Origin of the sequence: Ensifer oleiphilus (genome assembly GCF_013371465.1) — a bacterium.
GTDB lineage: Bacteria > Pseudomonadota > Alphaproteobacteria > Rhizobiales > Rhizobiaceae > Ensifer > Ensifer oleiphilus.
The window spans coordinates 20,368-34,655 of the sequence record NZ_JABWDU010000004.1; the positions used below are offsets into that span (position 1 = coordinate 20,368).

General features: G+C 61.8%; 11 protein-coding genes. 6 read left to right on the forward strand and 5 right to left on the reverse strand.

The annotated features are described in order from the left end of the window. Positions 1–11: 11 nt before the first annotated feature. On the forward strand, positions 12–899 hold the full coding sequence (locus tag HT585_RS17785; RefSeq protein ID WP_176354248.1) for a ParB/RepB/Spo0J family partition protein: 888 nt from the start codon (positions 12–14) through the stop codon (positions 897–899). 66 nt (positions 900–965) lie between these two features. Here HT585_RS17785 and holA read toward each other — a convergent pair whose 3' ends face one another. The 3 genes from holA to leuS are packed head-to-tail and all read right to left on the reverse strand — an operon-like array spanning position 966 to position 5,153. Then, positions 966–2,000, reverse strand: a complete 1,035-nt coding sequence (gene holA / locus HT585_RS17790) for a DNA polymerase III subunit delta (RefSeq protein ID WP_176354249.1) — start codon at positions 1,998–2,000, stop codon at positions 966–968. A gap of 11 nt (positions 2,001–2,011) precedes the next feature. Beyond that, positions 2,012–2,536, reverse strand: a complete 525-nt coding sequence (gene lptE, locus HT585_RS17795) for an LPS assembly lipoprotein LptE (RefSeq protein WP_176354250.1) — start codon at positions 2,534–2,536, stop codon at positions 2,012–2,014. Continuing rightward, positions 2,523–5,153, reverse strand: a complete 2,631-nt coding sequence (leuS, locus tag HT585_RS17800; RefSeq protein WP_176354251.1) for a leucine--tRNA ligase — start codon at positions 5,151–5,153, stop codon at positions 2,523–2,525. The genes lptE and leuS overlap by 14 nt, the downstream gene beginning before the upstream one ends. A 224-nt stretch (positions 5,154–5,377) precedes the next feature. On the opposite strand from leuS, the gene HT585_RS17805 reads away from it, so the two are divergent. Both HT585_RS17805 and HT585_RS17810 read left to right on the forward strand, forming a co-directional pair. Beyond that, the gene (locus HT585_RS17805; RefSeq protein WP_176354252.1) at positions 5,378–6,037 is read left to right on the forward strand and encodes a YggS family pyridoxal phosphate-dependent enzyme; all 660 of its coding nucleotides are present in this window, start codon (positions 5,378–5,380) and stop codon (positions 6,035–6,037) included. A 113-nt stretch (positions 6,038–6,150) separates the two neighbouring features. Beyond that, positions 6,151–8,058, forward strand: coding sequence for an AMP-binding protein (locus HT585_RS17810; protein ID WP_176354253.1), 1,908 nt, complete (start codon positions 6,151–6,153; stop codon positions 8,056–8,058). A gap of 109 nt (positions 8,059–8,167) precedes the next feature. Here the strand turns inward: HT585_RS17810 and HT585_RS17815 are convergent, their stop codons facing one another. Then, complete coding sequence (locus HT585_RS17815) at positions 8,168–8,869, reverse strand: DUF1013 domain-containing protein (RefSeq protein WP_112810452.1); 702 nt, start codon at positions 8,867–8,869, stop codon at positions 8,168–8,170. Positions 8,870–9,093: 224 nt separating this feature from the next. On the opposite strand from HT585_RS17815, the gene acs reads away from it, so the two are divergent. Next, a complete protein-coding gene (gene acs, locus HT585_RS17820) occupies positions 9,094–11,043 on the forward strand; it encodes an acetate--CoA ligase (protein ID WP_176354254.1) in 1,950 nt (649 codons plus the stop codon). Between the two features lie 222 nt (positions 11,044–11,265). Here acs and HT585_RS17825 read toward each other — a convergent pair whose 3' ends face one another. Further along, positions 11,266–11,466, reverse strand: a complete 201-nt coding sequence (locus tag HT585_RS17825; RefSeq protein ID WP_176354255.1) for a DUF1674 domain-containing protein — start codon at positions 11,464–11,466, stop codon at positions 11,266–11,268. 124 nt (positions 11,467–11,590) lie between these two features. Here HT585_RS17825 and htpX point away from each other — a divergent pair, with 124 nt between their 5' ends. Both htpX and HT585_RS17835 read left to right on the forward strand, forming a co-directional pair. Next, complete coding sequence (gene htpX / locus HT585_RS17830) at positions 11,591–12,553, forward strand: zinc metalloprotease HtpX (RefSeq protein WP_176354256.1); 963 nt, start codon at positions 11,591–11,593, stop codon at positions 12,551–12,553. Further along, positions 12,553–13,965 carry an RsmB/NOP family class I SAM-dependent RNA methyltransferase gene (locus HT585_RS17835; RefSeq protein ID WP_176354257.1) on the forward strand — a complete coding sequence of 471 codons (1,413 nt, stop codon included), beginning with the start codon at positions 12,553–12,555 and terminating at the stop codon, positions 13,963–13,965. The genes htpX and HT585_RS17835 overlap by 1 nt, the downstream gene beginning before the upstream one ends. The last annotated feature ends 323 nt before the right edge of the window (positions 13,966–14,288 follow it).

Consider the following 14,288-nt stretch of genomic DNA (forward strand, 5'->3'; position numbering starts at 1 on the left):
CGGGTGATACTATGAACGACGATAGCTCGAAGAGACGGCTTGGTCGCGGACTGGCTGCATTGATCGGCGAGATGGACCAACCGATCCAGGCGGGCGCTGCCCCTGCCCCAGTCAACCCTGATCGGCGGGTGCCGATCGAGTTCGTGTCGCGAAACCCGAGAAACCCCCGTCGGCAGTTCGATGAAGGTGAGTTGCAGGACCTCGCCAACTCTATCCGGCAGCACGGCATCGTTCAGCCGGTCGTTGCCCGCACGATTGGCACGGACCGCTACGAGATCATCGCCGGCGAACGCCGTTGGCGCGCAGCGCAGCTGGCGGGCTTTACCGAAATCCCGGTTATTATCCGCGATGTTGACGATCGGACGGCGCTGGAGATCGCCATCGTCGAGAACGTGCAGCGCTCAGACCTCAATCCACTCGATGAAGCGCTTGGCTACGAGCAACTGATTGCCGAGCACGGCTACACACAGAACGATCTCGGTGAGATCATCGGCAAGAGCCGCAGCCATGTGGCCAACAGCCTGCGGCTGTTGAAGCTGCCCGAGCCCGTGCGCGACATGCTGTCCGAAGGAAGCCTTTCGGCCGGCCATGCGCGCGCATTGATCCCGACATCGGACCCTGCAACGCTGGCCCGCAACATCGTCGCAAAGGGCCTTTCGGTCCGCGACGCGGAACGACTGGCGCAGAACGATATTCGTGCCCAGAACGACCCCAACTACGCCAAGGCCGCGCGCCGGGACGAGAAGGACGCCGATACGCTGGCGCTTGAGCGGACGTTGTCCGATAGCCTCGGGCTCGAAGTCACTGTCAGCCACAAGGCTTCCGGGGGCCACCTCAGGATTTCCTACAAGACCCTTGATCAGCTCGAAGAGATCTGCCGGCTGCTTGAACGCCGCTGAGCGCGCGCAGCTTCTACAGGCAACGATCATTTTTCCATGAAGGTGTTGACCCGCGGATGCGCGCGCTCAACGTCTGGCTGACTGCACGGCGATCGCCATCAGGTTCTGCAGCACCATGCTCTCCTCTAGGCTCTGGCGGGTGCGGCTCTGAAAAATCGTATTCTGCAACCGCGTCAGCTCGCGGCGGATCGCCGGCGAAGACCAATGCCGAAGCGCTGCCTCGATGATGGGTTTGCGGCGAAAGTGCAGGTGCCGACCCATGGTCGCGATCACCTGACCGGCCTGCTGGCGCGATGAATCCATCTCGGCGCGCATCAGATCGAGCTGCTGAAACTGCCGCAAGCACCCTTGCAAAACAAGGAAAGCCGGTGTTTTCGACGTGGTAATCTTCTGCATTGCGTGCAGAAGGCCGTCAAGATCACCTTTCAACACGGCATCGACCGCATCATCAACGGAGATAGCGCTGGCATCGCCAACGATGTCGGTGACATCCGATTCATCGACGGTCGTCTTGCCTCGGCAATAGAGCGCCAGCTTGCGGACTTCGTTGCGCGAGGCCAGCCGGTCACCGCCCAGCGCCTCCATCAGTCTTTCGCGTGCAGCCGGTGTTATGCCGAGCTTTTCCTCGCCGAGTTCCTTGTCGATCAGGGTCTGCAGACTGCGGGCATCGTCGCTATAACAGGCGATGGTCGCGATGGAACGGGCGGTCTCGGCGACCTTGCGCAGCGCCGATCCCTTCTTGAGATCCCCCGCTTCGACGAGGACGTAGCTACCGGTGGGAAGTTCGCCGGCCAGGATCTGCAACGCATCGACGAGCGCCTTCTCGTTGGCGGCTCCGCGCACCCAGACGAGCTTTTCACCGCCGAATAGGCCGATCGAGTTGACCTCGTCGAGAAGACGGCCGGGGCTCTGCTGCAGATCCCCGGCGTCGAGCTTGGTGATTGAGAAAGGGTCGTCGAGCGGAACGCCGCTGAGCGACGCGATCGCCCCTGCCCGCTCCGAGACCAGACCGCGGTCCGGACCGTAGAGGACAAAGAGGCGATAGAGGCCCGCTGACTTCTGAAGGAAAGAGTCGAACTCGTGCGACTTGACTTCGCTCATTCCAGCACCGCCTAGCGGCTGAGGGCCGCGGCGATGTCAGCCCGGATCAGCTCTGCCAGTTCCTTTGCAGCGCGGTTTTCGCCGTCGCGCACGGCGCGAACCTTGGCGAACTCCTGCACCGGGAAGTCGACAAGTGCGACAGCGGTGCGATTGCCCGACTTAATGGTCTCGCCGGTTCCGATCTTGGAGAGATTGTAGTCGGCCTTGACGACGATACGGCCAGCTCCTGCCCGATCCCGCGCCTGATCGTAGAGTACGCCCATAGTGCGGCTCGTAACCGTCAACGCCAGATGATACTGCGGGTTGACCGGTTCTCCCTGGCCGCCGGCGACGAGGAAGATCAGGGCATTGCGCACTTCCTGCTCGACGCGCTCTTCGGCGTCGGAGATTTCGATCGACGCCAGCGCCGCGGGTGTGCCGACTGCATCGGAATAAAGCGGCCTGACCTGGCAGCCGGCGAGCGCGGTCAACATAAGAACACCAGCCAGCATCGGGATCGACCGGATGCGGGAGCCAGCTCTATCAGACAACGACATTGACGATCCTCTGAGGCACGACGATGATTTTCTTGGGGCTGCTGCCGTTGAGTATGGTCTTGACGGCATCGAGAGCGAGAACTGCATTTTCGATTGCAGTCTGATCTGCATCGCGCGCGATTGTCAAATCCGCGCGCTTCTTGCCGTTGACCTGAACCGGGAGCGTGACTTCATTCTCGACGACGAGCGCGGCATCGAATTTCGGCCAGCCGCTTTCAGCGATCAGGCCCTTGCCGCCGATCGCCTGCCAGCACTCCTCGGCCAGGTGCGGCATCATCGGCGCGATCAGGCTGATCAGGATCGACGTTGCATCCTTCGCCGCACCGGCGAGCGCTGCATCGGCCTTGCCGGTGGCGACCTGGGTCAGCGGGGCTGCAAGCACGTTGACGAGTTCATAGATGCGCGCCACGGCCTTGTTGAAGGCCAGCTTGTCGTAATCGGCCTCGACAGCGCGCAGCGTCCGGTGGGCCGCCTGCGAGACCGCCAGGCCGGCACCGTCATGTGCCGGTGCTGCCTCGAACGTGCGAAGCGTGTCCGCCGCCTCGCCGATCAGGCGCCAGACGCGCTGAACGAAGCGATGGGCACCTTCGACACCGGCCTCGGACCAGATGACGTCGCGGTCGGGCGGTGAGTCGGACAGCACGAAGAAGCGTGCCGTGTCGGCGCCGTAGGAGGCGATGATATCGTCGGGATCGACGACATTCTTCTTCGACTTCGACATCTTCTCGATCGAGCCGATGGTGATGTCCTCGCCGGTTTCGAGCAGCACGGCGCGGCGCTGTCCATCGACTTCGTCGATGCGGATTTCCGCCGGCGTGATCCACTCGCGCTGGGCGCCCTCGCCACGGCTGTAGGTCTCGTGCACGACCATGCCTTGCGTGAACAGGCCCTTGAACGGCTCGTCCAGCGCAACGTGACCGGTCGCCCTCATCGCGCGGGTGAAGAAGCGCGAATAGAGCAGGTGCAGGATCGCGTGCTCGATGCCGCCGATATACTGATCGACGGGCAGCCAGTGGTTGGCCGCCTTCGGATCGGTGGGGTTGTCCTCCCAAGGTGCTGTGAAGCGCGTGAAGTACCAGGACGAATCGACGAAGGTGTCCATGGTGTCGGTTTCGCGACGGGCGTCCTTGCCGCAATGCGGGCAGGCCACGTGCCGCCAGGTCGGATGGCGGTCGAGCGGGTTGCCCGGCTTGTCGAAGGTGACATCCGGCGGCAGGACGACCGGCAGGTCGGCCTTGGGAACGGGAACGACGCCGCAGTCATCGCAATGAATGACCGGGATAGGGCAGCCCCAATAGCGCTGACGGGAAATGCCCCAGTCGCGCAGGCGGAAATTGACCTTGCGTTCGGCGCGCGGCGAACCGGCCAGCTGTTCTTTCTCCAGCTTCGACGCCACTTTTTCGAAGGCGTCTTCCGTTGACAGGCCATCGAGGTCGCGCGAATTGATCATCACGCCGTCGCCGATATAGGCCTCGTCGCCGATCGCAAAGCTCGCCGCGTCGCCGTCGCGCGGCATGACCACCGGAACGACCGGAAGGCCATACTTGCGGGCGAAGTCGAGGTCGCGCTGGTCGCCGGACGGGCAGCCGAAGATCGCACCCGTGCCGTAGTCCATCAGCACGAAGTTGGCGACGTAAACCGGCAGTTCCCAGCTCTCGTCGAGCGGGTGTCTGGCGCGGATGCCGGTGTCCATGCCCTTCTTTTCAGCGGTCTCGAGCGCTGCGAGCGACGTGCCGGCGCGGCGGCACTCCTCGCAGAATGCTTCGATTGCCGGATCCTTTGCCGCAGCCTGACGGGCCAGCGGGTGATCGGCGGAAATCGCCAGGAACGACGCGCCGAACAGCGTGTCCGGACGGGTCGTGTAAACAGTCAGCTCGGTGGCATCCGCGTCGGCGGTGCCTTCGACGATCTGCCAGCGGATGGACAGGCCCTCCGAGCGGCCGATCCAGTTCTTCTGCATCAGACGGACTTTTTCCGGCCACTGGTCGAGCGTATCCAGGGCGTCCAGCAGCTCCTGGCTGAAGTCGGTAATGCGGAAGAACCATTGTGTCAGCTCGCGCTGTTCAACGAGCGCGCCGGAACGCCAGCCGCGGCCATCGATGACCTGCTCGTTTGCGAGAACGGTGTTGTCGACCGGGTCCCAATTGACCTTGGATTGCTTGCGATAGACCAGGCCCTTCTCGAGGAAATCGATGAACAGGTGCTGCTGGCGCTGGTAGTATTCAGGATCGCAGGTCGCAAATTCGCGGTTCCAGTCGAGCGACAGGCCCATGACCTTCAGCTGCGCCTTCATCGAGGCAATGTTCTGGTAGGTCCAGGTCGCCGGATGTACGCCGCGCTCCATGGCGGCGTTTTCCGCCGGCATGCCGAAGGCATCCCATCCCATCGGGTGAAGCACGTTGAAACCGCGGGCCCGCTTGTAGCGGGCAACGACGTCGCCCATCGTGTAGTTGCGCACATGGCCCATGTGGATGCGCCCGGACGGATAGGGAAACATCTCGAGCACGTAATATTTTTCGCGCGGGTCGTCGTTCTCGGTCTGGAAGACCTGGCCGTTTTCCCATTCCTGCTGCCAACGCGGCTCGGCATCACGCGGATTATATCGTTCGGTAGACATGTCTTTTAGGTGTTCCGGAAGTTCTGCGGGGCAAGGAAGCGCCCTCATGATAGTTGGGGTGACCTTCATCATGAAACCGCTTGATGGTCAAGTTTTCGAAGGGTTTGGCGCGACACTTTGGCGGATTTGAGCCGGGGCGTGCGGTGATGGCCTTGGCAAGGCGCCCAAGTTTGCCTAATCCGCTAGATATCGTCCGAAAGGTCGTCATGTCGGAGAATAGGTCAATGGAAGTTCAAGAGCGGTTGCAGGATGTCGTGAGCCGGATTCACGCGGCGGAGAAGGCGGCAAAGCGTCCGAAACATGCCGTCAGCCTCGTTGCCGTTTCCAAGACATTCGACGCGGATGCGATCCGTCCGGTAATCGAGGCCGGCCAACGTGTGTTTGGCGAGAACCGCGTGCAGGAAGCCCAGGGCAAGTGGCCGTCGCTGAAGAGCGAAACGTCGGATCTCGTGCTGCATCTGATCGGGCCGTTGCAGTCCAACAAGGCGGCCGAAGCCGTTGCCCTTTTTGACGTGATCGAGACCGTCGACCGCGAGAAGATTGCCCGGGCGATCTCGGCGGAAATGAAGCGTCAAGGCAAAACGCTTCGTCTCTATGTCCAGGTCAACACCGGGCTGGAGCCGCAGAAGGCCGGCATTGCGCCCAAGGAAACCGTTTCCTTCGTGACCTTCTGCCGTGAAGAACTCGATATGGCGATCGACGGGCTGATGTGCATTCCGCCGGTCGAGGAGAATCCCGGCCCGCATTTTGCGCTGCTGGCGAAGCTTGGCCGCGAGTGCAAACTCGACCGGCTTTCGATGGGCATGTCCGGGGATTTCGAAACGGCGGTGCAGTTCGGCGCCACCAGTGTTCGGGTCGGCTCGGCGATCTTCGGCTCGCGTTGAGGGCGAAAACGCCGCATTACGCTTTCGTCGGGGTTCACCTTCGTTCTCATTAGCCTATCCTTGTGCATGAGGAGGCCGGGCATTGCCTGGCATGCATTGGGAGGAGAACGGATATGGCGAGCCGCTATTCCGAAGTGTACGGCGCGTGGAAGACGGATCCGGAGAGGTTCTGGTCAGAGGCGGCCGAGGCGATCGACTGGTTCGAGAGGCCCGAGCGGGCTTTCGACGCAGAACGCGGCATCTATGGCCAATGGTTTCCCGATGGGCTGACCAACAGCTGCTACAACTGCCTCGACCGGCATGTCGAATCCGGTCGCGGCGAGCAGACAGCCTTCATTTACGACAGCCCGGTGACCAACACCATCGAGCACATCTCCTATGGTGCGCTGCTCGACGACGTTAAGGCATTGGCGGCGGTCTACCGCAAGCTCGGCATCGACAAGGGCGACCGCATCATTATCTACATGCCGATGATCCCGCAGGCGGCCGTCGCGATGCTCGCGGCCGCGCGCATCGGCGCTGTGCATTCGGTGGTGTTTGGCGGCTTTGCCGCCAATGAACTTGCCGTTCGCATCGAGGATTGCCGCGCCAAGCTCATCGTTTCCGCCAGTTGCGGCATCGAGCCCGGCCGGACGGTCGCCTACAAGCCACTGCTCGACGCCGCGATAACGATCGCCGAACACAAGCCGGCGCATTGCCTCGTTTACCAGCGCGACATGCTCACGGCCGAGATGGTGCCGGTGCGCGACATCGACTACGCCGCAGCCCTTACGGCGGCGAAGGAGGCCGGCGACGAAGCCGGCTGCACGCCTGTGGCCTCCACCGATCCGCTTTACGTTCTCTATACGTCAGGCACCACCGGCCAGCCTAAGGGCGTGGTGCGCGACAATGGCGGCCATATGGTTGCGCTGAAATGGTCCATGCAGAATTTCTTCGGCGTTCAGCCGGGTGAGGTGTTCTGGGCCGCATCCGACATCGGCTGGGTCGTGGGGCATTCCTTCATCGTCTACGGCCCGCTTCTCAACGGCAATACCTCCATCCTGTTCGAAGGCAAGCCCGTCGGTACGCCGGATCCCGGCACCTACTGGCGCATCATTGCGGAGCACGGCGTGTCCGTGATGTTCACGGCGCCGACGGCGCTGCGCGCTATCCGCAAGGAAGATCCAGACGCGGCGCTGGTGGCGAAATATGATCTTTCCGGCTTTCGCGCATTGTTTCTCGCTGGTGAGCGCGCCAATCCCGATACGATCCGCTGGGCCGAGAAGGCTCTGGGCGTTCCGATCATCGACCATTGGTGGCAAACGGAAACGGGGTGGCCGGTCGCCGGCAATCCACTCGGGCTCGGGCTTTTGCCAGTAAAGTATGGCTCTCCCGCCGTGCCGTTACCCGGCTACGATGTTCAAATCCTCGACGACGCCGGTCACCCGGTCGAGGCGGAGATACTGGGCAATGTCGTGGTCAAGCTGCCCCTGCCCCCCGGATGCCTGCCGACGCTGTGGAATGCCGATCACCGCTTTCGTGCCGCCTATCTCGACGAATTTCCCGGCTACTACAAGACGGCCGATGCCGGCTATCTCGACGAAGATGGTTATGTGTTCATCATGGCGCGCACTGACGACATCATCAATGTCGCCGGCCACAGGCTATCGACGGGCGCCATGGAGGAAGTCTGCGCCAGCCACCCGGATGTGGCGGAATGCGCCGTCATCGGCATCGCCGATGCGCTGAAGGGCCAGATCCCGGCCGGATTTCTGGTCATCAACTCGAATGTTTCACGGGAAACATCCGAGATCGAGCGGGAGGTGATCAGCCTCGTGCGTGATCGTATCGGCCCGGTTGCCGCATTCCGAACGGCCATGTGCGTCAAGCGGCTGCCGAAGACTCGATCCGGCAAGATCCTGCGCGCCACGATCCAGAAGATTGCCGATCGCCAGCCCTGGAAGATGCCGGCCACGATCGACGATCCCGCGATCCTCGACGAGATCGCGGCCGTACTTCACGCCAAGGGCATCGGCATCTGAACGCGCCGACCGGGTGCTTTTGTCGAACCAGCGTCCAGGCCGGTTCCACCACAAACAAAAAAGCCCGGATCGAGCGATCCGGGCTTTTCATCATCTCATGACAAGGCGATCAATACTGATCGTCTTCGTCCTCGTCCTTGCGATCCGACTTAAGTGACTTGAGCTTGGCGAAGACGGCATCGGCATCGATTTCCTTCTCTTCTTCGCGCTCGTAGCTGAAGTTGAGCTTTTCGGTCTCCTGTGCGGCTTCGAGCGTCGCGCCGAGTTCGGCGGCTGTCGGCAGCGGGCGGCCCTTGGCAGCGCGTTCGACCTCGAGGTCGAGATCGATCTGCGAGCACAGGCCGAGCGTAACCGGATCCATCGGTGTCAGGTTGGTCGAGTTCCAGTGGGTGCGCTCGCGGATCTGCTCGATCGTCGACTTGGTGGTGCCGACAAGACGGGAGATCTGCGCGTCCTTCAGCTCGGGATGGTTGCGAACCAGCCAGAGAATGGCGTTCGGGCGATCCTGGCGCTTGGAGACCGGCGTGTAGCGCGGGCCCTTGCGCTTGCTGTCAGGCACACGGACCTTCGGCTCCGAAAGCTTCAGCTTGTGGTTCGGATTTCCCTCTGCGCGGGCGATCTCGTCGCGCGAAAGCTGACCGGTTGCGATCGGATCTAGACCCTTGATGCCCTGCGCCGATTCACCGTCGGCAATCGCCTTCACTTCGAGCGGGTGCAGCTTGCAGAATGTGGCAATCTGTTCGAACGAGAGTGCGGTATTGTCAACGAGCCAGACGGCTGTTGCCTTGGGCATAAGCAGTTGCTGAGCCATGGATATAGTCCTTTTGTCCGCCGCGCCGGTGTCGCGGGCCGTGGAGTCTACCACTGATTTCCGGGAATTGAGCGCCTCTATAACGTCGTTGTCTCAAAATTGCAATTCTCCAGTTCCAAATGTCCTTTTGTCTAATTGCGGCGTGGCTTTGACCTGCTATGTATCGTCGCCGAGGCGGGGTGACCCGGAGGGAACCCCAGACAGGAATGCGCAGGGAGGAAAGAATGTCCGCCAAGATCTATCCGGTGTTGAAGTCTGCCAAGAGCCGGACGCTGCTCGACAACACGACCTATCTGAAGTGGTACGAGGAGAGCGTCTCCGACCCCGCCAAGTTCTGGGGTAAACACGGCAAACGGATCGACTGGTTCAAGCCCTATACCAAGGTCAAGAACACCTCCTTCAAGGGCAAGGTCTCGATAAAGTGGTATGAGGACGGCCTCACCAACGTCTCCTACAACTGCATCGACCGCCACCTGAAGACGCACGGCGAAAAGACGGCGATCATCTGGGAAGGCGACAACCCCTATATCGACAAGAAAATCACCTACAACCAGCTTTACGAGCAAGTTTGTCGCCTGGCCAACGTGCTGAAGAAGCACGGCGTCAAGAAGGGCGATCGCGTCACCATCTACATGCCGATGATCCCGGAAGCATCCTATGCGATGCTGGCCTGTGCGCGCATCGGCGCCATCCATTCGGTCGTCTTCGGCGGCTTCTCGCCGGACGCGCTTGCCGGCCGCATCGTCGACTGCGAGAGCACTTTCGTCATCACTTGTGACGAGGGCGTGCGCGGCGGCAAGCCGGTGCCGCTGAAGGAAAACACCGACACAGCCATCGATATCGCCGCCAAGCAGCACGTGATCGTCAACAAGGTTCTGGTCGTGCGCCGTACCGGCGGCAAGACCGCCTGGGCCCCCGGCCGCGACCTCTGGTATCACCAGGAAATCGCCACCGTGAAGCCGCATTGCGAGCCGGCGAAGATGAAGGCGGAAGACCCGCTGTTCATCCTCTACACCTCTGGTTCCACCGGCAAGCCGAAGGGCGTGCTGCACACCACCGGCGGCTACCTCGTCTACGCCTCGATGACCCACGAATACGTCTTCGACTATCGCGACGGCGATATCTATTGGTGCACGGCGGATGTGGGCTGGGTGACCGGCCATTCCTACATCGTCTATGGTCCGCTCGCCAATGCGGCGACCACAGTGATGTTCGAGGGCGTGCCGAATTTCCCCGACGCCGGCCGCTTCTGGGAAGTCATCGACAAGCACAAGGTCAATGTCTTCTACACCGCGCCAACCGCGATTCGCTCGCTGATGGGCGCCGGTGACGATTTCGTCAAGCGCGCTTCGCGCTCGTCGCTGCGCCTGCTCGGCTCGGTCGGCGAACCGATCAATCCCGAAGCCTGGGAGTGGTACTACAACGTCGTCGGTGATCAGAAATCGCCGATCGTCGATACTTGGTGGCAGACGGAAACCGGCGGTATCCTGATCACGCCGCTGCCGGGCGCGACCGACCTGAAGCCCGGTTCGGCAACCCGTCCCTTCTTCGGCGTCCAGCCACAGCTGGTCGACAACGAAGGCAACGTGCTCGAAGGGGCGGCCGACGGCAATCTCTGCATCATCGATAGCTGGCCGGGCCAGATGCGCACGATCTATGGCGATCATGCGCGCTTCGGCCAGACCTACTTCGCCACCTACAAGGGCAAGTACTTTACCGGCGACGGCTGCCGCCGCGACGAGGACGGCTACTACTGGATCACCGGCCGCGTCGACGACGTGCTCAACGTTTCGGGCCATCGCCTCGGCACAGCCGAAGTCGAATCGGCGCTGGTCTCGCACCATCTGGTGTCGGAAGCCGCCGTCGTCGGCTATCCGCATCCGATCAAGGGGCAGGGCATCTATTGCTACGTTTCGCTGATGGCGGGTGAAGTCGGAAACGACGAGCTGCGCCAGGCCCTGGTCAAGCACGTCCGCTCGGAAATCGGACCGATCGCCACGCCGGACAAGATCCAGTTTGCCCCAGGCCTGCCGAAGACGCGTTCGGGCAAGATCATGCGCCGCATCCTGCGCAAGATCGCCGAGGACGATTTCGGCGCGCTCGGTGACACCTCCACGCTCGCCGATCCGGCGGTTGTGGACGACCTGATCGCCAACCGGCAGAACAAGGCTTAACAAGCGACAGATTGCGAAAAGGGCGGCATCGGCCGCCCTTTTTGATTCATGCTCTCTTCCGACCGCGGCCTTGAACGCGGCCGAAGATCAAATCACCGCTCGACTTTCTGAGCCGGATTCCAATTACAAATGTCGAACGAAAACAGGCGTGCGTTGCGGCAGGCATTGTCTGCCTGCGGGCAGAAGAAGGAAAATATTCCACAAGCCTAAACCGGCGAGATTTCAGAAATCGATCGCCCGTCCCTTGATTTCCCAGTCGCCGAAGCGTGCCGGGTCGGCGCCGCCGCGGCCGCCGATTTCTGTCGGCAGCACCTTATCCGCTTCTGCCTGCCGCCGTTCCTCGGCTTCCTTCAGCGCGCGCAGGGCAGCGGCCGGTAGCGGCTTTTTCGGGCGGTCGGTGGCATTGTCGTTGTCGTTCTGCATCTCGCCAGTATCCGGATTCGTGCATCTGTATTGAAGAACGGGGCATTTGCACCCATCATATAAGGCGCCGTTGCCTCAACGGAAACCCTGATTCACGTGAAACGTAGACGACCCGGAGCCCACCATGAACCTCGTTCGCACCGCCATGCTGCTCGCAGTGATGACCGCTTTGTTCATGGCGGTCGGCTTTGCCATCGGCGGACGTGGCGGCATGATGATTGCCTTCGTCATGGCGGCCGGTATGAATTTTTTCTCCTACTGGAATTCCGACCGCATGGTGCTGCGCATGTACCGGGCGCAGGAAGTCGATGAACGCAGCGCGCCGGAATACTACGGCATCGTGCGCGATCTCGCCGCCAATGCCGGCCTGCCGATGCCCCGGGTCTATGTGATCGACAGCCCGCAGCCGAACGCCTTTGCCACCGGGCGCAACCCGGAGAATGCCGCCGTTGCCGCCTCGACCGGCCTGCTCCAGGCCCTTAACTATGACGAGGTAGCAGGCGTCATGGCGCATGAACTGGCGCACGTCCAGAACCGCGACACCCTGACGATGACGTTGACGGCGACACTTGCCGGCGCGATCTCGATGCTCGGCAATTTCGCCTTCCTGTTCAGCGGCAATCGCGAAAACAACAATAATCCTCTGGGGTTCGTCGGCGTGCTGATCGCGATGATCGTCGCGCCGATTGCGGCCATGCTGGTGCAGATGGCGATCAGCCGCACGCGAGAGTATTCCGCCGACCGCCGTGGCGCCGAGATTTGCGGCAAGCCTTTGGCTCTGGCTTCGGCTTTGCAGAAAATCGCCGGCGCCGCGCACCGGATTCACAATGACGATGCTGAGCGCAACCCGGCGACTGCCCATATGTTCATCATCAATCCGCTCTCCGGTGAGCGCATGGACAACCTGTTTTCCACCCATCCGGACACCGAAAACCGGATCGCCGCCCTGCAACAGATGGCCCAGGACATGTCCATGGGGTCGACGCCGCCGGTTCGGGCTGATAATCCCGTGCGCAAATCGCGCTCTGTTCCCTCTACCGGTTGGGGTCGCGGTGGTTCCGAACCGCCGAAAGGTCCCTGGTCCTGATGTCTGCCGAAAACAACAACGATTCACGTCCGAAACAAAACCGCTCGCACAAGCAGCCGGTCAGGTCGAAAAGGCCTGCACAACAGGAGCGCGGCCCTGAAAAGCCCGGTCTGCGTACGCGGCAGGCGGCAGCCAAGATTCTCGGCGCGGTCGTCGATCGCAAGACCTCGCTCGATGGCATGCTCGATCATGAGCACGGAAATCCGGCCTATCGCGAGTTGAACGAGGCCGATCGGGCGTTGGTGCGCGCCATTCTCAATTCCGCATTGCGCCACCTGCCACGCATCCAGGCGGCAATCGGTTCGATGCTGCAGACCCCCCTTCCGGAAGGCGCACGCGCTCTCGACCATGTTCTGGCGGTGGCTGCCGCACAGATCCTCTATCTCGACGTTCCCGACCATTCCGCCGTCGACCTTGCGGTCGAGCAGGCGCAGGCCGACCCGCGCAACCGTCGTTTTGCCAATCTGGTCAATGCGGTGCTACGCCGCCTGTCGCGGGAGAAGGATGCAATCCTCGAAAGCCAGCGCACCCTTCCAGCAATGCCGGACTGGTTCTTCGACAGGTTGGTCGAGCGTTATGGGCGCGAGCAGGCCAATCTTATCGCCGAAGCGCAACTGACGCCGGCGGCGATCGACCTCACTGTCAAGTCGGACGCCAACGGCTGGGCTGCCCGGCTTGGCGGGACGGTCCTGCCGACAGGGTCTGTCCGCCTTGCCGAATTCTCCGGCTCTATCCCTTCCTTAGCCGGATTCTCCGATGGCGAATGGTGGGTTCAGGACGCGGCCGCATCGATCCCGGCCCGCCTGTTCGGATCGCTTGCCGGCAAGAGTGTCGTCGATCTCTGTGCCGCGCCCGGTGGCAAGACGGCGCAACTCATCCTGGCCGGCGCCAACGTCATGGCGCTTGATCAGTCCTCAAGCCGCCTGAGACGCCTGAAGGGCAATCTCGAGCGTCTGGGCCTGGAGGCACAGACGAAGGAAACCAACATGGCCGACTTCCGGCCGGACGAACTCTTCGATGCCGCCTTGCTCGATGCTCCCTGTTCGTCGACCGGAACGACCCGCCGCCACCCGGACGTGCTTTGGACCAAGGGGCCGGAAGACATCGAGAAGCTCGCGCTTCTGCAGGAGCGTTTGCTGCGCCACGCGCTGACGGTGGTCAAGCCTGACGGCATCGTCGTCTTCTCAAATTGCTCGCTTGACCCGCGCGAAGGCGAGGAAGTGGTTGCCCGGGTGGTTGGGGCCGGCGCTGACTATGAACGTGTTCCGGTTCTGGCCAAGGATTGGCCGGGGCTGGAAGATGCGATCACGCCGCTCGGTGAGGTGCGCACCACTCCGTCGATGTTCCCGCTCGATCCGCCTTTCGCCGGTGGGCTCGACGGTTTCTACGCCGCCGTGATTCGCCGCAAATAAGTCTGCAAAAGTGGAATTGCCTTCCGGAATGCCTCGGATGCAGGCTGTTTTGTCGCGTCAATTGACGCTTTAAGGCCACAAGCCTATCAAAGGCGACATAATTGATAAAAGTTTAATGATCTTTCCGGCACCATACGGAGTTGACGCTGAGCGCCGCCTGACCATTGGGACAGACAAAGACGCTCTGACATTTTGAAACGGCGCATGGTGCGTCCCGAAAATCGAACACGGATCTTCGGGAGGCGCTTGCGTTATCGATACTGGCGCGAAGCCGACGCATCCGTTCGACGAACTCGCACGGCTTGCTTCAGGAATGAGGAAAC